This window comes from Mesorhizobium quangtriensis (genome assembly GCF_040081925.1).
Lineage (GTDB): Bacteria > Pseudomonadota > Alphaproteobacteria > Rhizobiales > Rhizobiaceae > Mesorhizobium_K > Mesorhizobium_K quangtriensis.
The window spans coordinates 175,870-202,603 of the sequence record NZ_JBEBMF010000001.1 but is presented as its reverse complement, the minus strand read 5'-3'; the positions used below and the strand labels follow the sequence as shown (position 1 = coordinate 202,603).

At 65.5% G+C, this 26,734-nt stretch carries 21 protein-coding genes; 17 read left to right on the top strand and 4 right to left on the bottom strand.

Annotated elements, in window-relative coordinates; all coding sequences use genetic code 11:
* Positions 1-9 precede the first annotated feature (9 nt).
* The 8 genes from ABMA32_RS01000 (at position 10) to ABMA32_RS00965 (ending at position 12,948) form a co-directional block, all read left to right on the top strand.
* Complete coding sequence (locus tag ABMA32_RS01000; protein ID WP_349011869.1) at positions 10-2,568, top strand: PAS domain-containing sensor histidine kinase; 2,559 nt, start codon at positions 10-12, stop codon at positions 2,566-2,568.
* Positions 2,565-4,085 (top strand): tRNA (adenosine(37)-N6)-threonylcarbamoyltransferase complex ATPase subunit type 1 TsaE, encoded by a 1,521-nt coding sequence (gene tsaE, locus ABMA32_RS00995; protein WP_349011868.1) that lies wholly within the window; start codon positions 2,565-2,567, stop codon positions 4,083-4,085. The genes ABMA32_RS01000 and tsaE overlap by 4 nt, the downstream gene beginning before the upstream one ends.
* Positions 4,082-4,804: a nucleotidyltransferase family protein gene (locus ABMA32_RS00990; protein WP_349011867.1), complete on the top strand. Its 723-nt coding sequence runs from the start codon at positions 4,082-4,084 to the stop codon at positions 4,802-4,804. The genes tsaE and ABMA32_RS00990 overlap by 4 nt, the downstream gene beginning before the upstream one ends.
* The gene (gene addB, locus ABMA32_RS00985; RefSeq protein ID WP_349011866.1) at positions 4,801-7,926 is read left to right on the top strand and encodes a double-strand break repair protein AddB; all 3,126 of its coding nucleotides are present in this window, start codon (positions 4,801-4,803) and stop codon (positions 7,924-7,926) included. The genes ABMA32_RS00990 and addB overlap by 4 nt, the downstream gene beginning before the upstream one ends.
* Entirely contained in the window at positions 7,923-11,426 is a 3,504-nt protein-coding gene (gene addA / locus ABMA32_RS00980) for a double-strand break repair helicase AddA (protein ID WP_349011865.1), read from the top strand. Before addB ends, addA begins: the two co-directional genes overlap by 4 nt.
* Positions 11,427-11,515: 89 nt before the next feature.
* Positions 11,516-11,836 (top strand): thioredoxin, encoded by a 321-nt coding sequence (gene trxA, locus ABMA32_RS00975; RefSeq protein WP_349011864.1) that lies wholly within the window; start codon positions 11,516-11,518, stop codon positions 11,834-11,836.
* Positions 11,837-11,967: 131 nt separating this feature from the next.
* A complete protein-coding gene (locus ABMA32_RS00970; protein WP_292773476.1) occupies positions 11,968-12,249 on the top strand; it encodes a cupin domain-containing protein in 282 nt (93 codons plus the stop codon).
* 339 nt (positions 12,250-12,588) lie between these two features.
* On the top strand, positions 12,589-12,948 hold the full coding sequence (locus tag ABMA32_RS00965) for a septal ring lytic transglycosylase RlpA family protein (protein ID WP_425475455.1): 360 nt from the start codon (positions 12,589-12,591) through the stop codon (positions 12,946-12,948).
* Positions 12,949-12,965: 17 nt separating this feature from the next.
* On the opposite strand, the gene ABMA32_RS00960 is transcribed toward ABMA32_RS00965, so the two are convergent.
* The 4 genes from ABMA32_RS00960 to ABMA32_RS00945 all read right to left on the bottom strand — a co-directional run bounded on the left by ABMA32_RS00960 (position 12,966) and on the right by ABMA32_RS00945 (position 16,450).
* Complete coding sequence (locus tag ABMA32_RS00960) at positions 12,966-14,018, bottom strand: D-alanine--D-alanine ligase family protein (RefSeq protein WP_349011863.1); 1,053 nt, start codon at positions 14,016-14,018, stop codon at positions 12,966-12,968.
* 97 nt (positions 14,019-14,115) lie between these two features.
* A complete protein-coding gene (locus ABMA32_RS00955; RefSeq protein ID WP_349011862.1) occupies positions 14,116-14,751 on the bottom strand; it encodes a 2-dehydro-3-deoxy-6-phosphogalactonate aldolase in 636 nt (211 codons plus the stop codon).
* Entirely contained in the window at positions 14,748-15,686 is a 939-nt protein-coding gene (locus ABMA32_RS00950; protein WP_349011861.1) for a 2-dehydro-3-deoxygalactonokinase, read from the bottom strand. The genes ABMA32_RS00955 and ABMA32_RS00950 overlap by 4 nt, the downstream gene beginning before the upstream one ends.
* Entirely contained in the window at positions 15,683-16,450 is a 768-nt protein-coding gene (locus tag ABMA32_RS00945; RefSeq protein ID WP_349011860.1) for an SDR family NAD(P)-dependent oxidoreductase, read from the bottom strand. The genes ABMA32_RS00950 and ABMA32_RS00945 overlap by 4 nt, the downstream gene beginning before the upstream one ends.
* A gap of 173 nt (positions 16,451-16,623) precedes the next feature.
* Between ABMA32_RS00945 and ABMA32_RS00940 the strand changes: the two genes are divergently transcribed.
* The 9 genes from ABMA32_RS00940 to lnt all read left to right on the top strand — a co-directional run bounded on the left by ABMA32_RS00940 (position 16,624) and on the right by lnt (position 26,685).
* On the top strand, positions 16,624-18,801 hold the full coding sequence (locus ABMA32_RS00940; RefSeq protein WP_349011859.1) for a malate synthase G: 2,178 nt from the start codon (positions 16,624-16,626) through the stop codon (positions 18,799-18,801).
* Positions 18,798-19,475 (top strand): tRNA (adenosine(37)-N6)-threonylcarbamoyltransferase complex dimerization subunit type 1 TsaB, encoded by a 678-nt coding sequence (gene tsaB, locus ABMA32_RS00935; RefSeq protein WP_349011858.1) that lies wholly within the window; start codon positions 18,798-18,800, stop codon positions 19,473-19,475. The genes ABMA32_RS00940 and tsaB overlap by 4 nt, the downstream gene beginning before the upstream one ends.
* A 34-nt stretch (positions 19,476-19,509) precedes the next feature.
* A complete protein-coding gene (locus ABMA32_RS00930; RefSeq protein WP_349011857.1) occupies positions 19,510-20,001 on the top strand; it encodes a GNAT family N-acetyltransferase in 492 nt (163 codons plus the stop codon).
* A gap of 35 nt (positions 20,002-20,036) precedes the next feature.
* Complete coding sequence (gene olsA / locus ABMA32_RS00925) at positions 20,037-20,858, top strand: lyso-ornithine lipid O-acyltransferase (RefSeq protein WP_349011856.1); 822 nt, start codon at positions 20,037-20,039, stop codon at positions 20,856-20,858.
* A gap of 47 nt (positions 20,859-20,905) precedes the next feature.
* Positions 20,906-22,318 carry a tRNA (N6-isopentenyl adenosine(37)-C2)-methylthiotransferase MiaB gene (gene miaB / locus ABMA32_RS00920; protein ID WP_349011855.1) on the top strand — a complete coding sequence of 471 codons (1,413 nt, stop codon included), beginning with the start codon at positions 20,906-20,908 and terminating at the stop codon, positions 22,316-22,318.
* A 75-nt stretch (positions 22,319-22,393) separates the two neighbouring features.
* Positions 22,394-23,389 (top strand): PhoH family protein, encoded by a 996-nt coding sequence (locus ABMA32_RS00915; protein WP_349011854.1) that lies wholly within the window; start codon positions 22,394-22,396, stop codon positions 23,387-23,389.
* Positions 23,390-23,392: 3 nt separating this feature from the next.
* Positions 23,393-23,902 carry an rRNA maturation RNase YbeY gene (gene ybeY / locus ABMA32_RS00910; RefSeq protein WP_349011853.1) on the top strand — a complete coding sequence of 170 codons (510 nt, stop codon included), beginning with the start codon at positions 23,393-23,395 and terminating at the stop codon, positions 23,900-23,902.
* 30 nt (positions 23,903-23,932) lie between these two features.
* The gene (locus ABMA32_RS00905; protein WP_349011852.1) at positions 23,933-24,982 is read left to right on the top strand and encodes a hemolysin family protein; all 1,050 of its coding nucleotides are present in this window, start codon (positions 23,933-23,935) and stop codon (positions 24,980-24,982) included.
* Positions 24,983-25,098: 116 nt separating this feature from the next.
* On the top strand, positions 25,099-26,685 hold the full coding sequence (lnt, locus tag ABMA32_RS00900) for an apolipoprotein N-acyltransferase (protein ID WP_349011851.1): 1,587 nt from the start codon (positions 25,099-25,101) through the stop codon (positions 26,683-26,685).
* Positions 26,686-26,734: the final 49 nt, after the last annotated feature.

Sequence of the window (26,734 nt, the reverse complement as noted above, 5' to 3'; positions counted from 1 at the left end):
GAACAGGACATGCCGGGGCATGCCCCGCGTCAGGCGGGAAAGGTCGATTCCGGCCGCAATGCGGATTCCGGGGACGCGGGTCCGGCGGCGGCAGGCCTTGCTATGGGCAGATCGGCGGTGCGGCGCGGCCTCTGGGCCTCGGCCGCCGTATTTGCGCTGGTCCCGCATTTCGCCCACGCGCAGGAAACGTTGGCCGCCTCTCTCCTTCCATTCTCCTTCGGCACCTTCGAGGTGATCCAGGTCTCCATGCTGGTCGGCGTCATGGGCGCCGCCCTCCTGTCGGCCATCTTCCTGATGCGTGAGCGGGCGCGCTCGGCGGCGGAAAACGTTACGCTGCGCGCGAAGGTCGCCGACCTCAATGGCGCGATCCGCCGTTCGGAGGCGCTGCTAGGCTTGCGCGACCAGCGGCTCGTCGTCTGGAACGACGATCATCGCAAGCCGGAACTGCTGGGCACCTTGCCCGCCGAGACCGGCGCGCCCGAGGAACGCGCATCTTTCCTGGCGTTCGGACGCTGGGTGACCTCGCGCTCGGCGGCGGCGCTTGAAAGCGCCATCGCAGGACTGCGCGAGCGCGGCGCGGCATTCGAACTGGTGATCGAGGCGCAGAACGGCTCGCCGATCGAGGTGCAGGGCCGGCGCACGCCCGCCTACGCCATCGTGCGATTTGTCTCGCTCTCGGAAAGCCGCCGCCAGCAGGCGCGGCTGAAGCTTGAGAACCAGCGGCTTTCGGCAAACCAGGAAACCATGCTCGGGCTACTCGACGCGCTGAACATGCCGTTCTGGATAAAGGGCAAGGACGGGCAGTTGCGCTGGGTGAACCGCGCGTACGCGGCCTCCGTCGAGACCGGCGATCGAGAGACGGCGATGCGCGAGGGCAAGGAGCTTTTCGGCGCGCAGGCGCGCGAGACGATCGAAAAGCAGCACACGACGAACCCGGTCTTTGCGCAGACGCTGTCGACGGTGATCGCCGGCGATCGGCGCATGTTTGCCGTGACCGATTTCGCCGGGGCGGAAGGCTCGGCTGGCATCGCCGTCGATACCAGCGAGATCGAGGCGGTGCGCGCCGAATATGAGCGCACGGTGCGAAGCCATGCCGACACTCTCGACCGGCTGACAACGGCGGTGGCGATCTTCGACGAGGACCAGAAGCTGCGCTTCTTCAATCAGGCTTTCCAGAAGCTCTGGGAACTCGACCATGGCTTCCTGGCCTCGGCGCCGGACAACGCCTTGCTGGTCGACAGGCTGCGCAGCGACGGGAGGCTCGCCGAACAGCCCGAATGGCGGCGCTGGAAAGAGAACCTCCTGTCGGCCTACCGATCTGTCGATCCGCAGGAGCATCTGTGGCATCTGCCCGATGGGCGCACCATCCGCGTCGTCGCCAATCCGCAGCCCAAGGGCGGCGTCACCTGGATCTTCGAGAACCTGACCGAGAAGATCGATCTCGAAAGCCGCTACGCCACTGCCGTGCGCGTTCAGGGCGAGACGCTCGACAACTTGGCGGAGGGCGTGGCTGTGTTCGGACCGGACGGACGTATCCGCCTGTCCAATCCAGCCTTTAACGCGCTCTGGCGGCTTTCCGACGACATCGTGGCGCAGAAGGTCCATATCTCGGCGATCCGCTCGCATTGCGACACGCTGTCCAAGGACAGTCCATGGCCCGGCTTCGTCGCCACCGTGACCGGCTTCGACGAGGAACGGCGCAACCGGCAGGGGCAGACTGAACTGGTCGACGGCGTCGTGCTGCGCTACGGCGTCAGCCACCTGCCCAACGGGCAGGTGATGATTACCTTCGTCGACATCACCGACGGCGTGAACGTCGAGCGCGCGCTCAAGGACAAGAACGACGCGCTGGAAAAGGCCGACCAGCTCAAGAACGACTTCGTCCAGCACGTATCCTACGAACTGCGCTCGCCGCTGACCAACATCATCGGCTTCACCGAACTGCTGTCGATGCCGGCGACAGGGCCGCTCGGGCCCCGCCAGCGCGAATATGTCGAGCATATCGGCACGTCGTCCTCCGTGCTGCTGACCATCGTCAACGACATCCTCGACCTCGCGACCGTCGATGCCGGAATCATGCAGCTCGACATTTCCGAGGTGAATGTCGGCAAGACGATCGAGGCGGCCGGCGACCTGATCGCCGACAGGCTGAGCGAGCACGCGATCAGCCTGAAGGTCGAGACCGCCTTCGCGCCGGACCTCATGCTCGGTGACGAAACCCGCATCCGGCAGATCCTCTACAATCTGCTGAGCAACGCAGTGAACTACGCACCCGACGGCAGCACGGTGAAGCTCGCCTGCCGCAGGCTGGAGATCGGCGTCGAATTCAGCGTGCACGACGACGGGCCGGGCATTCCGGCCGAGGTGCTGGACACCGTGTTCAAGCGCTTCGAGCCGCGCACCAATGGCGGTCGCCGCAGGGGCGCGGGGCTCGGCCTCTCGATCGTCAAGAGCCTCGTCGAACTGCATGGCGGTTCCGTGCGCATCGAGACCGCGCCGGACCAGGGCACGACGGTGATCTGCCTTTTCCCGCTCAACCCCGCCGGCATGCGCGACGCGGCTGAATGAAGCCCGACGCGAGCGAGAGGCGCGTGCTGGAACGGCGTCTGCCCGACGAGCAGGCGACGATGCGGCTGGGCGAGGACCTCGCCATGGCGCTCCGCGCCGGCGACGTGATCGCGCTGACCGGCGACCTCGGCGCGGGCAAGACGACGCTGTCGCGCGCGCTGATCCGCGCCATGGCCGACGATGCCGGACTGGAAGTGCCGAGCCCGACCTTCACGCTGGTGCAATCCTATGACACACGGGTTCCGATCCATCATTTCGACCTCTATCGGCTCACATCCGCTGACGAGCTGGACGAACTCGGACTGGACGAAATGCTGGCGACGGGTGCCGCGCTCGTCGAATGGCCTGACAGGGCCGGCGACAGTCTTCCGACGGATGCGATCTCGCTGGAGATCGAGCATCTGGACGATGGCCGGCTGGCGCGCATCTCCGGCTCCGGCCCGGCCCTTGCGCGCATCAACCGCTCGCTTGCCATGCGCGATTTTCTGGCGGCTGCGGGGTGGGGCGAGGCATCGCGTCGGCACCTGACTGGCGATGCGTCGGCGCGATCCTATGAGACGGTCGCGCTGGCGGGCGAAGCGCGCGTGCTGATGAATTCGCCGCGCCTTGTGCTTGGGCCGCCGGTGCGGGACGGAAAGCCCTATGCCGTGATCGCCCATACGGCGCAGTCGGTCGCCGCCTTTGTCGCCGTCGACCGTGCGCTTGGCGACGGCGGGATTTCGGTCCCACGGATTTTCGCGCAGGACCTAGAACAGGGCTTTTTGCTCATCGAATATCTGGGAAGCGGGAGTTTTCTCGGGACCAACGGAGAACCGGTCGTGGAGCGCTACGCCGCGGCGGGAGGATTGCTGGCGGCCATCCATGGCCGCCCTTGGCAACCAAGGCTGGAGGCCGCGCCGGGCACGGTACATGAGGTGCCGCCGTTCGACCGCGATGCGCTGATGATCGAGGTCGACCTGCTGGTCGACTGGTATGTGCCCTATGCGACGGGAAGGCCTGCCGGCGAAAGCCTTCGCGCCGGGTTTCGGGCGGCGTGGAACGCGGTTTTCGACAGGCTCGACACTGCTGAGAAAAGCCTCGTGCTACGGGACTTCCATTCGCCCAACATCATCTGGCGCGGCGAGCGGCAGGGGCATGACCGGCTGGGCGTCATCGACTTCCAGGATGCGCTGATCGGCCCGTCCGCCTACGATGTCGCCTCGCTCGCCATGGATGCCCGCGTGACCGTGCCGCGGGAGATCGAAGCTACGACCGTGAAGGCGTATGTGGATGCAAGAAAGCAGGCGGGGGCATTTGACGAAGCGGCCTTCGCCGAGGCCTATGCGATCATGGCGGCGCAGCGCAATTCGAAGATACTGGGCATCTTCGTGCGGCTGAACGAGCGCGACGGCAAGCCGGCGTATTTGAAGCACCTGCCGCGCATCAGCGACTATCTGCGGCGTGCGCTCGCGCATCCCGCTTTGGCCGAGCTACGCGATTTCTACGTCCGCAACGGATTGATCGGAGACGCCGGATGAGTCCGAAAACGGCGATGGTGCTTGCGGCTGGTCTCGGCAAGCGTATGCGTCCGATCACCAACACCATGCCGAAGCCACTGGTTGAGATCGCTGGCAGGACGCTGCTTGACCGCGGGTTGGACAGTCTTGCCGCCGCGGGCGTGACCAAGGCCGTTGTCAACGTTCACTATTTTCCTGAGCAGATCGTCGCGCATGTGGCTGGCCGCACATCACCACGGATCGTCATCTCCGACGAAAGCGCCGGCCTGCTGGATTCAGCGGGCGGCATCGTCAAGGCGCTGCCGGAACTGGGCATGGAGCCGTTCTACATCCTCAATGCCGACACCTTCTGGATCGACGTGGGGGAATCGAACCTCGACCGTCTCGCCCTTGCCTGGGATGCGGCGCGGATGGATATTCTGCTGATGCTGGCAGACCTCGATTGCGCAACCGGCCATAGCGGCGGCACAGATTTCCTCGTCGGGCCGGATGGTGTCCTCGCGCGTGCGAAAGGCGCGCCCGATGGGCTGATCTATGCAGGCGTCGCCATCCTCAACCCCGCGATCCTGACCGGCGCGCCCGGGGGGCCGCTCTCGCTCAACCGCTATTTCGACGAGGCGATCGCGGCGGGCCGGCTGCATGGCATGCGCATGCGCGGGCGCTGGATCACGGTCGGCACCCCCGATGCTATCCCGCAGGCAGAGGCGGTGGTGAACCGCGCCGCCGCCGGAGCGTCATGAGCGAGCGCCCGCTCCCGCGTGTCCTGACAATCGCGCCCGGCGCGGCCTTCCTCCCGACGCTGGCTGACGCGTTGCTGGACGGACACCTCGTGCCGGGCTTCCGGGGCGACGCCGATCCGCTGGCGCTCGCCGGCGCGACGATCTACGTGCCGACGCGCCGCGCTGCGCGAGCACTGCGTGCCATCTTCGTCGAGAGATCGACGGCCGGGTCAGCGATCCTGCCGACGGTCCGGCCGCTCGGCGAGTTCGACGAGGACGAGGCAGGCTTTCGCGAGGAAGGGGTGGCTGCGCTCGATCTTGCGCCACCGATCGGGACAGTCGAACGTCTGCTGCATCTGGCTCCGCTGGTGCGCGCCTGGAAAAGCAGGCTCCCGGCCGAAGTGGCGGCGCGTTTCGACGAACAGGTGACGGTTCCGGCCTCGGCCGCCGACGCGATCTGGCTGGCGCGCGACCTGACCGCGCTGATGGACGAGATCGAGACGGAGGGCTCGGACTGGACAAGGCTCGCCGGTCTTGCACCCGATGCGTTGTCGGGCTGGTGGCAGGTGACGCTCGACTTCCTCTCGATCGTGACGACGCACTGGCCGGATTTCCTGGCCGAGCGCGGCTGGTCCAACCCGGCGGCGCATCGCAGCGCGCTGATCCGCCTCGAGGCCGAGCGCCTGCGGACCAACCCTCCGCAAGGCCCCGTCATCGCTGCCGGTTCGACAGGCTCGATTCCGGCGACGGCGGAGCTTCTGGCGACGATCGCGCGGCTGGACAATGGCGCAGTCGTGCTGCCGGGGCTGGACCGTGACATGGACGAGGCGGCGTGGTCGGTCCTGACCGGGGTCGATCCAAAGCCGGCGATTCTCGGCCATCCGCAATACGGACTCGCGAAACTGCTCGGTCGCATCGGCATGCTGCGTGGCGATGTCGAGGAAATCGGAGCGCGCACGCCGGCATCTGTTCTGCGTGATCGGCTGGTCTCCGAAGCGCTGCGGCCGGCGGAGACGACCGACGCCTGGGCGACGAGCAGGCTGGACTTCAAGACCGAGGATGTCGATGCCGCGCTTGCGGACGTCATGCTGTTGGAAGCGCCGCGCGAGCGTGACGAGGCGGTGGCGATTGCCATCGCGCTGCGGCAGGCCGTCGAGGAGACCGGCGGCAACGCGGCGCTGGTGACGGGCGACCGCGAGTTGGCGCGACGGGTCTCGGCCGAGCTCCTGCGGTTCGGCGTGCGCGCCGACGATTCCGGCGGCACGCCGCTGGCGAACACGCCGCCTGCAACCTTGCTGCGGCTGCTGGTCGAAGCTGTGTTCCGACCCGGCGATCCGGTGCCGGTGGTGGCGCTGCTGAAGCATCCGCTGCTGGCGCTTGGGCTGGAGCGCGCCCGCATGCGCCATGCCGCAGAGACGATCGAACTGGTGGCGCTGCGCGGGGGGACCGGAAGGCCGGATATCGCGACGCTCGACGACCTGTTCGAGGAGCGGTTACTGGAACTGGCCGGGGAAGACCGGAGACAGCCCTTCTGGGCCGGCCGCATCAATCAACATCGCATAGTGGCTGCGCGTGAAGCGCTTGCCTTGCTGGCCAAGGCAATCGAACCATTAGCCGGCTATCGGGACGCGCGCCACGTCGAGCTCGCCGATATCGTCAAGACGACGGTCCTTGCCTTCGAAGCGCTTGGCCGCGACGAAGGTGGCAGCCTCGCTCGGCTCTATGATGGGAACGCCGGGGACAAGCTTGCAAGTGTGCTGCGCGACCTCGTTGGCGCATCGGCGACTTTTGATTTCGGCGCAAACGAATGGCCGCAGGTGGTGATGGCGCTGATCGGGCCGGAAAGCGTGAAGCCGTCGGCCGGCGCTGACAGGCGGATCGCCATCTGGGGCGCGCTGGAGGCGCGACTGCAGAGCGTCGACACGCTGGTGGTCGGCGGGCTGAACGAGGGAAGCTGGCCGCGCCGCGCCGAGGCCGACCGTTTCATGTCGCGGCCGATGAAGACCGGGCTTGAACTGGAGCCACCCGAACGGCGCATAGGCCAGGCCGCGCATGACTTCGTCATGGCGATGGGGACGAAACGCGTCATCCTCTCGCGCTCGGCCCGCGCCGGAGAAGCGCCGGCCGTCGCCTCGCGCTGGCTGCAGCGGCTGACCACCTTCGCCGGCAAGGAGGCGACCGACGCGATGCGCAGGCGCGGCGAACGCCTGCTTGTCTGGGCGGCTGGGCTCGACGCGTCGCCGCGCGTCGCCTTTGCGAAGCGGCCGCAGCCAAAGCCGCCACTCGCCGTGCGGCCGAAGAAATTCTCGGTCACCGAGATCGAGACGCTGCGGCGCGACCCTTACGCGATTTATGCGCGGAAGATTCTCGCGCTGAAGGCGATCGACCCGCTGTTGCGTGATCCCGAGGCCTCGGATCGCGGTACGCTGTTCCATGAAATCCTGCACCGATTCTCCGCCTCTGGCGTCGACCCGGCCGATTCATCGGCGCTCGGCGTTCTCGTTGACAAGGCGCGCGAATGTTTTGACGAGGCAGCGCTCCCAGCCGACGTGGAGGCCGTATGGTGGCCGCGCTTCCGCGCGCTGGCCGACGGCATCATCGGCTGGGAGATTCCTCGCCCCGTGACGCGGCGTATCGCCGAGGCGCGCGCGGAACGTACCGAGGTCGGCGCGTCGGGCGTGGTGCTGTCGGGCGTCGCCGACAGGATCGACGTGATGGAGAACGGCTCGGCCGAAATCCTCGATTTCAAGACGGGATCCTCACCCTCCAAGGCGCAGGCGCATACGCTGCTGTCGCCGCAGCTCGCACTGGAAGGCGCGCTGCTGAGGCGCGGCGCATTCAAAGATGCCGGCGTGCTGGAGCCGGCCGACCTTGCCTTCATCCGGCTCAAGGCCAACGGCGTGGTGCTGCCGGAATCGATCCTGAAGCTCGGCTCGCAGGCGAAGACGGCTGATGATCTCTCGGAGGAAGCCTGGTCGCGGCTGGAAAAGCTGCTACTGCACTACAATGACCCCAGCACCGGCTACCTGTCGCGCGCCGTGCCGTTCCGCGAGGGCGAACTGGACGGCGAGTACGATCATCTGGCGCGCGTGCTCGAATGGTCATCGGGCGGCGACGGACCCGAAGAGGATGTCGGCGAATGAAGCGGCAGCGCATCGTTCCCGACGAAACCAAGCGGCGGCAGGCCATCGCCGCGGACCCGGCAAGTTCGGTTTGGGTGTCGGCCAATGCCGGCTCGGGCAAGACGCATGTGCTGGCGCAGCGAGTCATCCGGCTGTTGCTGGAGGGAACCGACCCCTCGAAGATACTCTGCCTGACTTATACGCGCGCTGCAGCGGCGAACATGTCGAACCGCGTCTTCGCGAAGCTGGCGGAATGGACGACGCTGGGCGACGAGGAGCTTGCGCAAAGGATTGTCGAACTGGAAGGTAGGCCGCCGGGCCGCGACAGGCTGGCCGGCGCGCGCAAGCTTTTCGCCGAGGCGCTGGAGACGCCGGGCGGGCTGAAGATCCAGACCATTCACGCCTTCTGCGAGGCGGTGCTGCACCAGTTCCCGCTGGAAGCGAACATCGGGGCGCATTTCGAGATGCTCGACCCGCGCATGGAGGCGCTGCTGTTCGCCGAGGCGCGGCGCGCGATGCTGACCGGCGCGGTGGCCAACGACAAGGGACTGGCGGAAGCCTTTGCCACTGTGCTGGAGCGCGGCGGCGAGTTCGGCCTCGACGTGCTGTTGACCGAGGTCGTGGGCAAACGCGACCGGCTGCGCGACTTCATCGACAGGCTGGGTGGCGACACGGCGTCTTATGCCGACCTGTTCGAGGTGTTCGGATTCGTGCCGGTCGAGACGGCGGCGTCGATCGCCGAACAGGCCTGGCCGCTGCCGGGATTTCCGCCCGATTTCTACACCACGTTTCACCACACGGCGCTCATGACCAACGCCAAAGTCGTGCAGAAGAACATGTTGCCGGCGCTGGACGAGGCGTTTCGCATCCACGAACCGGTCAGGCGTCTGAGGCTGCTCGCCGAAGGGTTCCTGAAGGCGGATGGCGATCCCTACAGTCTGACAAGCGCCTTCACCAAGGCGATGCATAGCGCGATCCCCGATCTCGCCGAGCGCTATCAGGAGGCAGTGACGGCGATCCTCACCGTGTCGGATCGGCTGGCGCTTTTCCGCATGCTGGAAGGCACCCGCGCCGCGCTGACGATCGCTGACTGGCTGATCGCACGCTACGAGCAGTTGAAGACGGGCGGCGGGTTCCTCGATTTCAACGACCTGATCACCCGCACCGTACGGCTGTTATCGCGCGCCGATGCGGGGGCGTGGGTTCAGTACAAGCTCGACAAGGGCATCGACCACATCCTGCTCGACGAGGCGCAGGACACCAGCCCCGACCAGTGGAGCGTGGTGCGGCGGCTGGCAGAGGAGTTTTTCGCCGGGCTCGGCGCGCGAGACAATGTGCGGCGCACGGTCTTCGCCGTCGGTGACGAGAAGCAGTCGATCTATTCTTTTCAGGGCGCGTCGCCGGAGTCCTTCGCCGAGACCGGCGCGGAATTCTCGCGGCGCGTGCGCGAGGCCAATGCCAGCTTCGAGCGCGTCGGGCTTAACCTGTCCTTCCGCTCGACCAACGACGTACTGCATGCGGTCGACCGCGTTTTCGCCAGCGCCGATGCGCGGCGCGGCATCACTCACGATGCTGATCCGGTGCGGCACGACGCGATCCGCGATGATGAACCGGGCTATGTCGAGATCTGGCCTTCGGTCGGGGCGGACGCGGTGGACGAGCCGGACGACTGGACGAAGCCGGTTGACCACGCGCAGGCGCCGGCCGTGCGGGTCGCCGAGCTCGTTGCGCAGACGATCAAGCGCTGGCTGGAAGAAGGGGAGATCATCGAGGGCAAGGGCCGCCGGCTGCGGCCCGGCGACGTCATGGTGCTGGTGCGCAAGCGCGACCGCTTCGTGCATGCGCTGTCGCGCAGTCTGAAGAACAAGAACGTCCCGGTTGCCGGTGCCGACCGGTTGAGCCTGCCCGCCCATATCGCGGTACAGGATCTGGCGGCGCTGGGGCGCTTCCTGCTGCAACCGGACGACGATCTGTCGCTCTCGGCAGTGCTGCGCAGCCCGATCTTCGCGGTGACCGAGGACATGCTGTACGAGCTTGCCGCCAAGCGGCCCGCCAACCGTTCGCTCGGCGACAGGCTCCGGGAACGCGCGGCAGGCGACCTGCTGCTGGCGGATGTCGTGCGTTCGCTCGACGACTGGGCGACGGAAGCTGCCTACAAGCCCGTCTTCGAGTTCTATTCCGGCATCCTCGCCCGCGACGGCATTCGCAAGCGGATGATCGCGCGGCTGGGCCATGAGGCCGGCGACATACTGGACGAGTTCCTGAGCTTCTGCCTGGCCGAAGAGCGGGCAGGGCTGCCCGGGCTGGAAGCCTTTCTGGCGACGCTGCAGAGCGCCGGGCCGGAGATCAAGCGCGAGATGGACCAGGGCCGCAACGAGGTGCGCATCATGACGGTGCATGCGGCCAAAGGGCTCGAAGCGCCCGTAGTGTTCCTTGTCGATGGCGGCGCGCCGCCGGTCAGCGAGCAGCATCTGCCGCGGCTGATGCCCTACGACTTCGAGGGGATCGGCCCCGGCTTCCTGTGGCGCTCGTCGAGCGAGGTCGCCAATTCCGTCTCAAAGGATGCGGCCTCCGGCGTCAAGGCGCGCGCCGACGACGAATATCGCCGGCTGCTCTATGTCGGGATGACGCGGGCCGAGGACCGGCTGATCGTGTGCGGCTATCACGGCAAGCTGGCGCGCAACACAGCAACCTGGCATGCGATCGTCGAGCGGGCGCTGGTCGGTATTCCCGAGACTGAACAGCGCGTCCACGAGGCGACCGGCGAGACGGTGTACCGCTACCGCAGCCGGATACTGCCAGCCATTGTTGCCGATGACGTGGATGCAACTGCGCCGGAAACGAGTTCGCACCCCCTGCCTGTATTCGGCAAGCTGCCGTCGGAAGACGACCTGCCGCGTCCGCTGTCGCCATCCGGCGCGTCGGTGCTGGTCGAGGATGCGACCGAGGCGGTGGCGTCGCGGCGCTCGCCCGTGCTGGATGGCGAGGAGCAGACGGGCTTTGCCGCCGTGCGCGGCTCGGCGATTCACAAGCTGCTGCAGGTGCTGCCCGGCATGGCGGTCGAGACGCGCGAACCGGCGGCGCGGCGCTATCTCCAGCGTGCCGTCCCCGATTGGCCGGAAGCGGAGCGCGACGGCGCGTGGCGACAGGTCGACGCCATCTTGGGCGACGCGGTGTTTGCGTCGATTTTTGCACCGGGCTCGCGCGCCGAGGTCGCCGTTATGGGCGAGATCGAGTTGCGCGGGGCGAAGCGGCTGGTGTCCGGTATGATCGACCGGCTGGCGGTCACAGCGGCCGAGGTCTTGGTCATCGACTACAAGACCAACCGGCCGCCGCCGACCACGCTGAACGAGGTTCCGCCGGCCTATGTCCTCCAGCTCGCGCTGTACCGGGCGCTGCTGCGGCCGCTTTATCCGGGCAAGGCGGTGCGCTGCGCGCTCCTGTTCACCGAGACGCCAAGCGTGATGCCGCTGCCGGACGCCATGCTGGACCAGGCGCTTGCCCGACTCACCGGAGCGTGACAAAAACGGCGCGTGACACAAACGCTGCTTGAAGGCAGCCGCGCCCGCCACCACATATTGTGCGACACGAATTCCCGAAAGGTTTCATCATGGCAACCGTCAAGGTCGACAAGAACAACTTCAAGAGCGATGTGCTGGACGCTTCCGAGCCGGTCGTCGTCGATTTTTGGGCCGAGTGGTGCGGTCCCTGCAAGATGATCGGCCCGTCGCTGGAGGAGATCTCCACCGAGCTCGCCGGCAAGGTGAAGATCACCAAGCTGAACATCGACGAGAATCCGGAGCTGGCCGCGCAGTTCGGCGTGCGCTCCATCCCGACGCTGATGATCTTCAAGGGCGGAGAAGTGGCCGACATCAAGGTCGGCGCGCTGCCGAAGACGGCGCTGTCGCACTGGATCGGCGGAAACGTCTGATCGTTTCAACCGATATTGGATTAAAAAGCCCGGCCTTCGCGCCGGGCTTTTTGCTGGCGTGGTGCTTGGCGGACCCTGGCCTTTGTCGTTCTCCGCTCCGGGTGCATGATGCCTCAAACAGGAGAAACGCCATGACCGGATCGGCCAAAGCCACGACGCTTATCGACAACGAGCGGGTGATCGTCACCGAATACCGCTTCCAGCCCGGTGAGAACACCGGATGGCATCGTCATGGGCATGATTATGTAGTGGTGCCGATGATGGACGGCCGGCTGAAGATCGCCACCAAGGACGGCGAAACCTTCGTCGATATGAAGAAGGGGGCGCCCTATTTTCGCAACGAAGGCGTCGAGCACGACGTCATAAGCGCCAGCGAAGGCGAGTATGTCTTCATCGAAGTCGAGTTGAAATAGCTGACGCTGGGTAAATCCAGAACGTGAAGTCTGGGCGGGTCACTTCCGCAGGGCAAGCACGAAGCCTCTGAAGCGCGTCAGGCTGGCCCAAGCCTCTGGCTCAGTGACGCGAAACAACGAATAAAATCAGTACGAAAATGGCAAGCTTATCTGGCTGGACCAGATGATTTCATGCCGCTGATTCCGGCAGCGCCAAGCTTACCGAAAGCATAACTCAGTGTTTCGAAATGTCTCGAAACGTGTGCCCGGATCACGGAACGGCCGGCTCCTTGCCGCATTTGCCGCCACATTCGCCGGGTAGCCGGCGCTCCCCCGAAATAGTACGGAGAGACTTAAGGCATGACGGGCAAGATGAGAGCAGTCGGCGCGGTGGCAATTGCCAGCATGGTTCTGGCGGCGGGTTTTACGGCTCCCGCTTCGGCACAGTGCGGCGGCGCTTCATGGTATGCGCTTCACTCGCAGACGGCCTCGGGCGAGAAGATGGACCCGACCGACCTGACGGCGGCTCATCGCAGCCTACCCTTCGGGACAAAGCTGAAAGTCACCAACCAGAAGAACGGCAAGACCGTCGTCGTGCGCATCAACGATCGCGGCCCCTTCGTAAAGGGACGCGTCATCGACCTGTCGAAGGCCGCCGCAAGGACGCTCGGCTTCGTCGATTCCGGCGTCACGAAAATCTGCATGGCCGAAGCGATCTGATTTACCGCACAGGCGGCTTATCGCTCGAAACGGGAAGCCGCCGTCTGCGCCATTGCCTCGGCGAGGCTCATTCCCCACCGCGAGCGGCAATAGCTGCGGAAATCGAAGCATGGCAGGCCGGGGCAGATCTCGAACTCGATAAGGTGAACGGTGTTGTCCGTCTCGACCCGGAAATCCATCGAAAACACGTCGCGTAGCCCGAGCGCACACATCAGCATGGCAGCGATGGAGCGAATATGCACCGCGGCTTCCGGCTGGCTGTCGGCGACAGCGATCAGCTCCGGTTCGGTATAACGCCCTTCCGCGATAGCCGCCGCGCCGGTATCGCCGTAGAGCGCCATCGAATCGTCCATGGTCTGGAAATCGGTGCCGGAGTCGACGAAGAAGATGCCGAGCGCTTCAGGGCCGGCATCGGGACGTACGCCCAGGAAACTCGCGCGGACGTTGCGGCCCTCCACGTAGGGTTGCACGACGACGGCGTCACGGTAGGCATCATGCACGCGGCGGCTGAGTGCAAGCGCATGGTCGAGGTCGCCGCAGTGCGAATCCGGCCAGATGCCGATCTTGGCGCCGAGCCGGTTCGGCTTGACGAACCAGCCGGCTGCGGAAGCAGGCGGGCGCACCAGCCATTCGCCATCGCGTGCCAGTCCAGCAGGTGGGGTCGGTAGGCCGAGCACCGAAAGCACAGCGCCGGAACGGAACTTGTCCTGGCAAAGCGCGAAAAGGGAGTCGTCCGCTCCAAGGGTCGGCAAGCCGTTCAGGCGGGCAAGCGCCGGCGCGGCGCCGCCCCGGAAATAGGCGATGCCGTCGGTGAGTGTCCAGACGAGGGTGGTTGCGGCGGGCCGGCCGGCGAGCACGGTTGGCGCGTCGTCCAGTTCGACGGGCAGGAAAGAAATGCCGCGCGCGGCGCAGGTACGTTCGATGTCAGGAAACTCCGGCGCAAGGTCGGTGGACTGCGCCAGATAGTACGAGATCTCCAACGCGTGCTGTTCGGCAAAGCCGTCCGCCTTCAGGCGCTGACGGCAGGCGGCTTCGGTTTCGTAGACAAGGATCAGTGTTGGCTTGGACATGGCTGGCGGGCGCCTCGGAACGTGCGCCCAGACTAGCGGTTTGCATGCAATGCGCGGAGACTTTTGCGCCCTCGCCTTCAGCGGGCGCGACCTGCCGTTATCCCTGGCCGGCGAACACCGAGTCCCATTGCGCGACTGCGGCGCGTGCGCGCCCGGCAACCTCGGCTGCGGTCAGCTCCGGCGAATAGAGGCTGGAGCCGAGGCCGAAGGTCGAGACGCCGATCTTTGCATAGTCGGCGAAATCCTTCTCCGAAACGCCGCCGACCGCGCCGACGATGGTTTCCCTGGGCAGCACCGCCTTGATCGCCGAAATGCCTTTCGGCCCGAGTGCGCTTGCCGGGAAGAATTTCAGCGCGGAGGCACCAAGCGACAGGGCGAGAAAGGCCTCCGTCGGGGTGAAGACGCCGGGCATCATCACCATGCCATGATGCGCGGCGCGCTCCATGACGGAGCGGTCGATGTTGGGGCTGACCATAAGCCGCCCGCCTGCCCCGTGCAGTTCGTCGACCTGCGCCGCCGTCAGTACCGTTCCTGCCCCGACGAGCGCCGTGTCCGGCAGGGATTTCGCGAGCAGCGCGATGGATCGGAACGGGTCGGGCGAATTGAGGGGTACCTCGATCGCCTCGATACCGGCCTCGAAGATGGCCGAAGCGATGTCCAGCGCCTCATCGGGCTTCAGGCCGCGCAAGATGGCGACGAGCCGACGGCGGAGCGAGGGAAACGGAACGGTCAAGATTTCGAATCTCCTGTCCAGCCAAGCCGTGCAGCTGCCTCGAACAGTCCCGTGCGGACGGCTTCGTCGGCGTCTGCCTGCAGCACCGAGCAGCCGGCGATTTTCAGCGCGGCGGCGTAAAGCGTACCCAGCGGGCCGGACGCGACGAGGATGATCCGATCGTCCGGCGGCGCGAGGCTGCGCCTTGCCGATGCGATCTCCGAGCCGATGAGCAGGCCGGACAGCGTCGCGGCGGCGACCTCAGGCGTCCGGTCCTGCAGTAGGGTCGCCGCGCGAATGCGGAAAAGTTGAGGGCCGATATCGCCGCCCTGCTCCAGCGCCTGCGTGCAGGCCGCGACAAAGGTGGGATTTTCGGGCGAGGGAGGCGAGGCGACTTCGCCAAGCGAGTGGCGCAGGATCGATTGTTTCGCCAGCACCGAAAACAGCTCGCCGGTCAGCCAGGTCTGGAAGCCGGTGATGACGCCATCCGCCGCCTCGACCCATTTGGAATGGGTGCCGGGCATGCAGATGACATGCCGCCCCGAGGAAAAGAGCGGCACGATTCCAGCAAGCTGTGTTTCTTCGCCGCGCATGACATCAGGCGCGTCGGCCTTGCGCTGTGCCAGTCCGGGCAGGATGCGGATGTCACGCGACTGGCCTGAAACCGGCACCGCGCCGGCAAGAATCCCATCCAGCCCGGCCGGCAACGTGACGTAGGGCGCTTCGATCCAGCCTTGCCGCGCGCCGGCCATGCCGCAGACGATGACGGGAAGCGCTTCGGGCGCGCCAGCCGCCGCGAGATGCCGTTCCAGGACAACGCCAAAACCTTCCGCGCCGGCGGTCAGCATGCCGTCGCCGCTGCGCCGCTCGGCGAGCACGGTGCCGGCGGCGTCGAGCAGCCAGAGCCGGAAGCTCGAGGTGCCCCAGTCGACGGCGGCGATGGCGGGAGCGGTCACAGGTAGCCGCCGTCCACGATGAGTGTCTGCGCTGTCAGCATGCGCGATGAGTCCGAGGCGAGGAAGAGGCAGGTGCCGACCATGTCGTCCGGCTTCATGACCTCGCGGATGCACTGCTTGGCGACATGGGCAGCCAGCCTTTCCTCCGACACCCAGAGCTTCTGCTGGCGCTCGGTGATGACCCAGCCGGGTGCGACCGCGTTGACGCGGATGCCGTGCGGGCCGAGGCGACCGGCGAGACCCTTCGTGAGGCCGATGATGCCTGCCTTGGCAGCCGTATAGGACGGCATCTCGGCATGGTTGATCATGAAGGACGTCGAGGTGAAGTTGATGATGGAGCCCCTGCCCGCCTCGATCATGCCTTTCGCCACCGCCTGCGCGGTGAAGAAATGCGGCCTGAGGTTGATTGACTGGTTCTGCTCCCAGTATTCGGGCGTTACATCGAATATGTCGTGGCGCTCGTCATAGGCGGCATTGTTGATCAGCACCGTGACCGGGCCATGCGCGGCCGCGGCCGCGTCGATCGCCTTGCGCAACGACGCGATGTCGGCGAGATCGGCCTTCATGAACAGCGGCGTGTGCGAAACCTTCGTGGACAGGTCCGCGACCAAGGCTCGGCTGGGCTCTTCGGCGATGTCGATGAAGGCGACCTTCGCGCCCTGCCGCGCAAAACCCTCCACCAGCGCGGCGCCTATGCCCGAACCGCCACCGGTGATGAGGACCGAGGCCCGTTCAAGGTCCGAAAAATGCGCCGATGGCATCATGTTCCTGCAATCCTCCAGAATGTCGCGCATGGTATCGGGCAAGCGCCTGCGAAGGGCAAGAGCCTTGCGGAGGTTGAAGCGCTTTCAAAAGCTTCGATAATTGACCCCGGCACCCGCACATGGTCAAAAGCCCGGCGCGGCCCGACCGCCGACCTGTTTTGGAGAGTGACTACATGACCGATCGCCTGGAGATTTCCGGCCTGCACATCGCCCGCGAGATGGTTGATTTCGTGGTCGACGAGGCCGTGCCGGGAACGGGAATCGACGTCTACGAATTCTGGTCCGGATTCTCCGATATCGTGCATGATCTGGCGCCGAAGAACCGGGCGCTGCTGAAACGTCGCGACGAGCTGCAGGAAGCGGTCGACCGCTGGCACCGCGCCCATGGCGGCCCCATCAACATGGGCGTCTACAAGGGGTTCCTGAAGGAGATCGGCTATCTCGTGCCCGAGGGTGAGCCGTTTCAGGTGACGACGCAGAATGTCGACCCGGAGATCGCGACCCTGGCCGGCCCACAGCTTGTGGTGCCGGTGATGAATGCGCGTTACGCGCTCAACGCCGCCAATGCGCGCTGGGGCTCGCTCTACGACGCGCTCTACGGTACCGATGCCATCTCCGACATCGGCGGCGCCGAGAGGGGCAGGGACTACAACCCGATCCGTGGCGGCAAGGTGATCGCCTGGGTCCGCAACTTCCTTGATGATGCAGCACCGCTGGCGAATGCGCACTGGCGCGACGCCCGGGCATTTTCGGTGGTCGACGGCGCGCTGGTCGTGTCGCTCGGAGAAGACCGAACCACCGGCCTCAGCCAACCGGAGAAATTCGTCGGCTATCTTGGAGACCCTTCTGCGCCGACCCAGTTCCTGCTGCGGAACAATGGCATCCATGTCGAGATTCTGATCGACGCGACGGCGGCGATCGGCAAGTCGGATTCCGCCAACATCTCCGACGTGTGGCTGGAATCGGCGCTGACGACGATCCAGGATTTCGAGGATTCGGTCGCCGCCGTCGATGCCGCCGACAAGGTCGTCGCCTATCGCAACTGGCTCGGCCTGATGAAAGGCTACCTGACCGAAGAGGTCGCGAAGGCTGGGAAGAGCTTTACGCGAAAGCTCAATCCCGACCTCGACTACACCGCGCCTGACGGCTCCACATTCGAGCTGAAGTGCCGCTCGCTGCTGCTGGTGCGCAATGTCGGCCACCTGATGACCAATCCCGCCATCCTCGACCGCGACGGCAACGAGGTGCCCGAAGGCCTGATCGACGCGGCGATCACCGCGCTGATCGCCTTGCACGATATCGGCGCCAAGGGTCGCCGCGCGAATTCGCGGATGGGTTCGATGTATGTCGTGAAGCCCAAGATGCACGGGCCGGACGAGGTCGCTTTCGCCGTGGAGATCTTTGGGCGCGTCGAGAAGCTGCTCGGCATGGCGCCCAACACGATCAAGATGGGCATCATGGACGAGGAACGGCGCACCACCGTCAATCTCAAGGAGTGCATCCGTGCGGCAAGCGAACGCGTCGTGTTCATAAACACCGGCTTCCTCGACCGCACCGGCGACGAGATCCACACCTCGATGGAAGCCGGCCCGATGATCCGCAAGGGCGACATGAAGCAGGCCGCATGGATTTCGGCCTATGAGGCATGGAACGTCGATACGGGTCTCGAATGTGGTCTGTCGGGGCACGCGCAGATCGGCAAGGGCATGTGGGCGATGCCCGACCTGATGGCGGCGATGCTGGAGCAGAAAATCGCGCACCCCAAGGCCGGCGCGAACACCGCATGGGTGCCCTCGCCGACGGCCGCGACCCTGCACGCGACGCACTATCACAAGGTCGATGTCCATGCGGTGCAGGAAACGCTGAAAAGCCGCCCGAAGGCGAAGCTCGACGATATCCTGTCCATTCCTGTCGCCGTGCGTCCGAACTGGACGCCGGAGGAAATTCAGGCCGAACTGGACAACAACGCGCAGGGCATCCTCGGCTACGTCGTGCGCTGGATTGACCAGGGCGTCGGCTGTTCCAAGGTACCCGACATAAACAATGTCGGGCTGATGGAAGACCGCGCGACGCTGCGCATCTCCTCGCAGCACATCGCCAACTGGCTCTATCACGGCGTGGCGAGCGGCGAGCAGGTGATGGAGACAATGCGGCGCATGGCGGCGGTCGTGGACCAGCAAAATGCGGGCGATCCGCTCTATCGGCCGATGGCGGCGGACTTCGACAATTCCATTGCCTTCCAGGCGGCCTGCGACCTCGTCTTCAAGGGACGCGAGCAGCCGAACGGCTATACGGAGCCGGTTCTGCACGCGCGCCGGCTGGAGCTGAAGGCGCGGGACCAGGCGGTGTGATCCTCCTCGCCATAGATACGGCATCGGCGCTTTGCGCGGCCTGCGTCTATGACAGCGATGCGGACCGAGAGCTTGGACGGTCTGTGCTGGACCTTGGCAAGGGCCATGCCGAGCATCTGATGGCTGTCGTCGACGAGGCGCTGGCGCAGGCGGCAGTTGGATTTGATGCGCTCGGCCGTATCGTCGTTTCTGTGGGACCGGGCTCGTTCACCGGCGTTCGCGTCGGCGTGGCGACCGCACGGGGGTTTGCGCTGGCGCTGAATATACCGGCCGTCGGCGTCACGACGCTGGAGGCCGTTGCCGCCGAAACGAGACAAAGCTTTGCCGGCAAAAGGATCATGGTTACGCTCGATGGCGGGCGGGGCGAGATCAATGTCGGGTTCTTCGACGAGACGGGCGATCAGGTTGGCAAGCCGCTGGTGACCAACCTCGACGAAGCGGCAAGGTTGGCGACAGCGCATGACGGCGTGATTGCCGGTTCCGCAGCGGCCATGGTCGCTGGTGCGGCAGACCGGACGTTCCCGACAGGAAGCACAGGGGCGACGGCCGATATCTGCGTGTACGCGCGGCTTGGCGCGGCGAAGGCTGTTGGTGAAAAGCCCAAGCCGCTTTACTTAAGGGAAGCGGATGCGAAGCCGCAGGCCGGTTTCGTGCTGCCGCGAATCCAGTCATGATCGCAGGCGGAAACGCCCGAACGATAAAAAAGCAATGCGCATACCTTTTCTGACGCCAAAGCAGCGCGACTATGCTCTGGAACCGCTCGCACCGGCCGACAGCCCGGCGATCTCCGCGATCCACCACGAGGATTTCGTGCGGCCGTGGAGCGACGGAGAATTCGCCAGCCTGCTCGGGCAGGACACCGTCTTCGGCTATGCCGTGCGCGAGGCAGGGCGCGGCGGTTCGCCTCCGGTCGGCTTCGTGCTGGCGAGGCTAGCGGCCGGCGAGGGCGAAATCCTCACCGTCGCAGTGGCGCGTTCGCACAGGAGACACGGGCTTGGCTGGCGGCTGATGGACGCGGTGCTGCGCGAACTCCACGGTCAGCGCGCCGAGGCGCTTTTCCTCGAAGTGGACGAGGGCAACGCGCCGGCGATCGCGCTCTACCGCAGGCTCGGTTTCTTCGAGGTCGGTAAGCGTCCCGGCTATTACGAGGCGTCTCAGGGCCGAAAGGGCGCGCTTGTCATGCGCCGCGATCTTCGATAGCGCATCGCGTATCGGGTCCTCGAAGGCGCTCCGGAATGATGGGCAGGATCAGGCTGGTTGCCGCGCTCGGCTTCGTAGGGGTCACCATGGTCGCCCTGATGCCGGTGCAGCTGATCGCCATGAAGACGCGGTTGTTCAGCGAGCGGCGCGTGCCGCGCCTCTGGCATGGTCTGAACGTCAGGGCGCTCGGATTCCGGGTGCACCAGAAGGGCGCGCTGACGACCAAGCGGCCGCTGATCGTTGCGGCAAACCACGTGTCGTGGACAGACATTCCCGTCATCTCGTCCCGTTGCGAGGTTTCCTTCGTCGCCAAGTCGGAGATGGCCGCGTGGCCCCTGCTCGGCTTTCTGGCGCGGTTGCAACGCACGATCTTCGTCGAGCGTGAACGCAGGCGCGCCTCCGGCGCGCAGGCCGACGAGATCGCGCGGCGGCTGGCCGATGACGATGCGATCGTGTTGTTCGCCGAGGGCACGACGGGCGACGGCAACATGCTCCTGCCCTTCAAGAGCACGCTGTTCGGCGCGGCGACCAGGGCGATCACCGACGGCACGGTGGACAAGGTTTACATCCAGCCGCTGGCGATTGCCTATACGCGGGTGCAGGGGATGCCGATGGGCCGCCAGCACCGCCCGCTGGCCTCCTGGATCGGCGACGATGAGCTTGCGCCACACGCGGCGAGGCTGCTGAAGGAAGGCGCGATCGACGTCGAACTGCATTTTGGCGAGCCGATCGAATTTTCGCCGGGCGACGACCGCAAGGCGGTGACGCGGCTGGCCGAGAGCGAGGTCCGCACGATGCTGCACGCAGCACTTGCCAGCCCGATGCCGAGCCGGCCGAAACCGCTGCGGGCGAAATAGCGCCGCCTGTCTGTTTTTTGTCGCCAAAAGGCTCTAAAAGCCGCGAAATGGATCTCGAACAGATAGAAAAGACTCACTCGGCGGAGCAGCCCGAAGCCACGTTTGCGCCGTCTTTGGCGACCACCTCGAAGAAGGTCTTCGTCAAGACCTATGGCTGCCAGATGAACGTCTATGACAGCCAGCGTATGACCGACGCGCTGGCCGCCGACGGCTATGCCGGCACGGAGAGCATCGAGGATGCCGACCTCGTGCTGCTCAACACCTGTCACATTCGCGAGAAGGCGGCGGAAAAGGTCTATTCCGAACTCGGACGCATGAGGGGCCTCAAGGCGGAGCGCGCGGCGCGCGGCCAGGAGATGGTGATCGGCGTCGCAGGCTGTGTCGCGCAGGCGGAAGGCCGCGAGATCCTCCGTCGCGAGAAAGCCGTCGATCTGGTCATCGGCCCGCAGACCTATCATCGCCTGCCGGATGCCCTGCGCCGAGCGCGCGGCGGCGAAAAGGTGGTCGAGACGGAATACGCCATCGAGGACAAATTCGAGCATCTGCCCAAGCCGAGACGCGCCGAGATCATCGGGCGCGGGGTCACGGCGTTCCTGACGGTGCAGGAAGGCTGCGACAAGTTCTGTACCTTCTGCGTCGTGCCCTATACGCGCGGCTCGGAAGTGTCGCGCCCGGTCGCCCAGATCGTCGCCGAGGCGGAGAAACTCGCCGATGCCGGCGTGCGCGAACTGACCCTGCTCGGCCAGAACGTCAACGCCTGGCACGGCGAGGGGCCGGATGGCGGCGAGTGGGGCCTTGGCAGGCTCTTGTACAGACTGGCGGAAATTCCGGGCATCGCGCGGCTGCGCTATACGACCAGCCATCCCCGCGACATGGACGACGAGCTGATCGAGGCGCATCGCGACCTGCCGGCGCTGATGCCCTATCTGCACCTGCCGGTGCAGGCGGGTTCGGACCGTATCCTGAAGGCGATGAACCGCCGTCACAAGGCCGCCGACTATGTCAGGCTGATCGAGCGCATCCGCGCGGCGCGGCCGGACATGGCGATGTCGGGCGACTTCATCGTCGGCTTTCCGGGCGAGAGCGACGCCGATTTCGAGGCGACGATGCAGATCGTCCGCGATGTCGGCTATGCGCAGGCCTATTCCTTCAAATATTCGCCGCGTCCGGGCACTCCCGGGGCCGACATGAAGGATCACGTTGCGGAAGCCGTGAAGGACGAGAGGCTGCAGCGGCTGCAGGCGCTGCTGAACGAGCAGATGCGCGATTTCAACGCCGGCATGGCTGGCAGGACGATGGATCTGCTGATCGAGAAGCCTGGCCGGGATCAAGGCCAGCGCGTTGGGCGGTCACCCTGGCTGCAGCCGGTGATTGTTGATGAGACGGCCGGCGAAATCGGTGACATTATCAATGTGCGAATCACGCGAGCCGGCCACAGCCTGTTTGCGGAACCGGTCTGATCCAGCAAGGAGAGACGTTTGAGCGCTACCGAATTGAAGAAGCCTCCCGCGGGTCCGGCCTCCGGGGCTTCAGACATGGCGCACATCGTCCTGACCTTCGACAACAACAAGCTGGCAAGCGCGCTCTACGGGCAATTCGACGAGAATCTGGCTCGGCTCGAGCAGAAGCTCGGCGTCGATATCCGCTCGCGCGGCAACCAGCTCACCATCCGGGGATCGGCGTCAGCGGCCGAGCAGGCGCGGCGTGCCCTCGATAATCTCTACGGCATCCTGCAGAAGGGGGCCGACATCGGCCAGTCCGACGTCGATGGCGCGGTGCGGATGGCGGTCGCGGCCGACGACCAGCTGACGCTGCCGACACTGGAGCGCAAGGGCAAGATGGCCGCCGCGCAGATTTCGACGCGCAAGCGCACGATCTATGCAAGGTCGCTCAATCAGGACGCCTACATGCGGGCGCTGGAGCGCTCCGAACTGGTTTTCGGCATCGGCCCGGCAGGCACCGGCAAGACCTATCTGGCCGTGGCGCATGCCGCGATGCTGCTGGAACGCAGCATGGTCGAGCGCATCATCCTGTCGCGCCCGGCGGTCGAGGCCGGCGAGCGGCTTGGCTTCCTGCCCGGCGACATGAAGGAGAAGGTCGATCCCTATCTGAGGCCGCTCTACGACGCGCTTTACGACATGATGCCGGCAGACAAGGTCGAACGCGCGATCACTGCCGAGGTAATTGAGATCGCGCCGCTGGCCTTCATGCGCGGCCGCACACTGGCGCATTCCGCTGTCATCCTCGACGAGGCGCAGAACACCACGCCGATGCAGATGAAGATGTTTTTGACCCGCCTCGGCGAGGGGTCGCGTATGATCATCACCGGCGACCCGACGCAGATCGACCTGCCGCCGAACACGAAGTCCGGCCTTGTCGAGGCGCTGCGCGTGCTCGACGGGGTGCCGGGCGCGGTGACGGTCCGGTTCAACGACACCGACGTTGTCAGGCATCCGCTGGTGGCCGAGATCGTCAAGGCTTACGACCGCGACGCCAAGATGGCGCGCGGGCTCGGCGCCGACGGGGAGTGACCCATGGCTGGCCGCAAGGCCAGGGCTGACGCGCCCGAACCGCACATTTCCATCGATATCGCCGTCGAGGCGGGCGACTGGCCGGCCAAGCGGCGGTTGCGAAGCTTGGTCGAGAAGGCGGTCGCGGCAGCTATTGCGGAGGCGGGCACTTCGTCCCGACAGCCGTGCGAGCTAAGCATAGTCTTCTCCGACGATGCCCATATAAAGGTGCTGAACGCCGGCTGGCGCGGCAAGGACAAGCCCACCAACGTGCTCTCCTTCCCGGCATTTCCGGTGAAACCCGGCGACCCGCTGCCACCCATGCTGGGCGATATCGTGCTGGCCGCGGAAACCGTTGCGCGCGAGTCCGAGCTGGAAGGCAAGCCGCTGGAGCACCATATCACCCATCTCGTGATCCATGGCCTGCTGCATCTTCTCGGCCACGATCACGAGGAGGAAACGCAGGCCGAGCGCATGGAAAGCCTGGAGCGGGCGACGCTTGCGAGACTTGCTATTCCCGATCCCTACGCGTAACAGAAAAGTTGGAAAACAACCCTGATAGCGATGAACGATAGTCCAGTGACTGCCGCGCCCCCGGAAACGGGCAGCGCGAAAGCCGAAAAGACGGAAGACGGGCCGAGTTTAAGTCCCGGACAGTCTATGCAGCCGGCCGCGGCGACGACAGGAACACCGGCAGGCCGGTCGTCCTTCTTCGACAGGCTGGCAGGCCTCTTCAAACAGAGAAACGGTGCATCCCTCCGCGAGGAGATTGTTGACGCGCTTGCCGAGACCGAGGTGGCCGGCGAGGAAGCCTTCTCGCCCGGCGAGCGGGCGATGCTCAACAACATCCTTCGGCTGCGCGAAGTCCGCGTTGAGGACGTGATGATCCCGCGCGCCGATATCGAGGCGGTCGAGATCAACACGAAGCTTGGCGACCTGATGAACGTGTTCGAGCGCTCCGGTCATTCGCGCATGCCAGTCTATTCCGAGACGCTCGACGACCCGCGCGGCATGGTGCACATCCGCGATGTGCTGGCGCATATCACGCGGCTGGCGCGCCAAGGCGACGGAGCGCCGGGCGACGCGCTGGATTTCGGCAATGTCGACACATCGAAGACGATTGGCGAACTCGACTTGATGCGAACGGTGCTCTTCGTGCCGCCCTCGATGCTGGCGTCGGACCTGATGGGACGCATGCAGGCGAGCCGCACCCAGATGGCGCTGGTCATCGACGAATATGGCGGCACCGACGGGCTGGCTTCGCTGGAGGACATCGTCGAGATGGTAGTCGGCGACATTGAAGACGAGCACGACGACGAACAGCCGACCATCACTCCGGCCGGTGACGGTGTCTATGTTGTCGACGGCAAGGCCGAGATCGAGGATGTCGAGGAAGTGCTGGGCGAGAGCTTCAACGTCGGCGAGCACGGCGAATATGTCGATACGATCGGCGGCCTTGTGTTCAACGCGCTCGGCCGTGTCCCGGTACGCGGCGAAGTGGTGGAGGCCGTTCCAGGCTTCGAGTTCCATGTGCTCGACGCCGATACGCGCCGCGTCAAGCGCGTGCGCATCGTCGACAAGAGCAAGGCCGAACGCCGCAGGCGCGTCTCCTGATATCCGTCGACGATTCAATCTTCGTCCAACTTGCTCTAACCTCCGCCGCGTGATTCTTCGCGTGACGCGGCTTGCCCACAACGGTCGAGTCGAATTCGGAAGGGGGCCGGCTGCGCATGAAGCGTCTGGCAGGACGGATAATTCTGCTGTGGGGATGGCGTCGCCTGGCCGTTGCCTTCGTCGCCGGCGCGCTGCTGGTGCTAACGCAGGCGCCGTATGATTTCTTCGCCGCAGGCTTCGTCTCGTTTCCGGTGCTGGTCTGGCTGCTCGACGGGATAACAGGCGACGCGTCGGCCAATCCGCTGAAACGCCTTCGGCCCGCCTTCGCCGCCGGTTGGTGGTTCGGTTTCGGATATTTCCTCGCAGGGCTCTGGTGGATCGGCGGAGCGGTGCTGGTCGAAGCGGACAGTTTTGCCTGGGCGCTTCCCTTCGCGGTCGTAGGAATTCCGCTGCTGATGGCCTTTTTCTACGGGTTCGCCACCGCGCTGGCGCGGCTGTTCTGGTCGAACGGGCTGGGGCGGATCGCGGCACTCGCCTTCGCCTTCGGCCTCGCCGAGTGGCTGAGAGGGTTTCTCTTCACCGGCTTCCCGTGGAATCCGGTCGGCCTCGCGGCGATGCCGACCCCGCTCCTGATGCAGAGCGTCGCGATCACTGGCGTGGTCGGCATGAACGCGCTTGCCGTTTTCGTCTTTGCCATGCCCGCCCTGCTGGCCGGCGGTCAAGGCCGTCGCGCGGGACTGATCGCGGCGTTGCTTCTGGTCGTCGCCCATGTCGGCCTCGGCATGGTGCGTCTCAATGCGCAGGAGCCGGCAGAATCCAAGACGCTTGCCTTGCGCATCGTACAGCCGTCGATCGATCTCGCAGAAAAGTGGGACCAGAGCGTGCGCGACCGGATCTTTGCCACGACCTTGGAGCTGTCGGCACGACCGCCCGCAGAGGGAGAACCCGCGCCGACGCTCATCGTGTGGCCCGAAACCTCGGTTCCCTTCCTCTTTGCCGAGCGGCCGGAGGCGCTGGTGGCGATCGGGGAGATGCTTCAGCCGGGGCAGATGCTGCTGGCAGGCACGGTTCGCGAGGAAGAGACCGCCGGAGCCACCCCTCTCGACTACAATTCGGTCGTGGCGATCAACGATCAGGGCGAGATCGTCGGCGCGGTCGACAAGGTGCATCTGGTGCCGTTCGGCGAGTACATTCCCTTCGCCGGTCTGGCGCGGCGCTTCGGACTGAATCAACTGGTCGCCGGGCCGATGAATTTTGCAGCCGGCAGCCAGCGCTACCCGATCGAATTGCCCGGTGGTGTGGCGGCGGCGGCCTTTGTCTGTTACGAAATAATCTTTCCCGACATGGTCAGAGTTGACGCTGCGTCATCCCGGATTATTGTCAACGTCACCAATGACGCGTGGTTCGGGGATACGCCTGGCCCCTACCAGCACTTCCGGCAGGCGCAGATTCGGGCCGTGGAGAATGGATTGCCTGTGCTGCGTGCAGCCAACAACGGCATTTCGGGCGTGATCGACGCGCGGGGACGTGTCGTCGATGCCCTGGCGCTGAATGTCAGGGACAGCCTGGACGCGCAGATTTCGCTTCCGAAAGGACCGTCGGCGCTTGCGCCCGTGCAGCGAACTGCCGGCTATGCGATCCTGGGGTTTCTTGCGCTGATGGCGCTTGGCGGTTTGATTACTGAAAGGCTCAGGACGAATTGACAGGCGCTATATTAGAAACTCATAGTGAATGATCCGGCCTAGAGGCGCT

Bases quoted from the DNA above. Each gene is read 5' to 3' on its own strand.
- ABMA32_RS01000 (WP_349011869.1), top strand. From the start codon at position 10: ATGCCGGGGCATGCCCCGCGTCAGGCGGGAAAGGTCGATTCCGGCCGC.
- tsaE (WP_349011868.1), top strand. From the start codon at position 2,565: ATGAAGCCCGACGCGAGCGAGAGGCGCGTGCTGGAACGGCGTCTGCCC.
- ABMA32_RS00990 (WP_349011867.1), top strand. From the start codon at position 4,082: ATGAGTCCGAAAACGGCGATGGTGCTTGCGGCTGGTCTCGGCAAGCGT.
- addB (WP_349011866.1), top strand. From the start codon at position 4,801: ATGAGCGAGCGCCCGCTCCCGCGTGTCCTGACAATCGCGCCCGGCGCG.
- addA (WP_349011865.1), top strand. From the start codon at position 7,923: ATGAAGCGGCAGCGCATCGTTCCCGACGAAACCAAGCGGCGGCAGGCC.
- trxA (WP_349011864.1), top strand. From the start codon at position 11,516: ATGGCAACCGTCAAGGTCGACAAGAACAACTTCAAGAGCGATGTGCTG.
- ABMA32_RS00970 (WP_292773476.1), top strand. From the start codon at position 11,968: ATGACCGGATCGGCCAAAGCCACGACGCTTATCGACAACGAGCGGGTG.
- ABMA32_RS00965 (WP_425475455.1), top strand. From the start codon at position 12,589: ATGACGGGCAAGATGAGAGCAGTCGGCGCGGTGGCAATTGCCAGCATG.
- ABMA32_RS00960 (WP_349011863.1), bottom strand. From the start codon at position 14,018: ATGTCCAAGCCAACACTGATCCTTGTCTACGAAACCGAAGCCGCCTGC.
- ABMA32_RS00945 (WP_349011860.1), bottom strand. From the start codon at position 16,450: ATGATGCCATCGGCGCATTTTTCGGACCTTGAACGGGCCTCGGTCCTC.
- ABMA32_RS00940 (WP_349011859.1), top strand. From the start codon at position 16,624: ATGACCGATCGCCTGGAGATTTCCGGCCTGCACATCGCCCGCGAGATG.
- ABMA32_RS00930 (WP_349011857.1), top strand. From the start codon at position 19,510: ATGCGCATACCTTTTCTGACGCCAAAGCAGCGCGACTATGCTCTGGAA.
- olsA (WP_349011856.1), top strand. From the start codon at position 20,037: ATGATGGGCAGGATCAGGCTGGTTGCCGCGCTCGGCTTCGTAGGGGTC.
- miaB (WP_349011855.1), top strand. From the start codon at position 20,906: ATGGATCTCGAACAGATAGAAAAGACTCACTCGGCGGAGCAGCCCGAA.
- ABMA32_RS00915 (WP_349011854.1), top strand. From the start codon at position 22,394: ATGGCGCACATCGTCCTGACCTTCGACAACAACAAGCTGGCAAGCGCG.
- ybeY (WP_349011853.1), top strand. From the start codon at position 23,393: ATGGCTGGCCGCAAGGCCAGGGCTGACGCGCCCGAACCGCACATTTCC.
- ABMA32_RS00905 (WP_349011852.1), top strand. From the start codon at position 23,933: ATGAACGATAGTCCAGTGACTGCCGCGCCCCCGGAAACGGGCAGCGCG.
- lnt (WP_349011851.1), top strand. From the start codon at position 25,099: ATGAAGCGTCTGGCAGGACGGATAATTCTGCTGTGGGGATGGCGTCGC.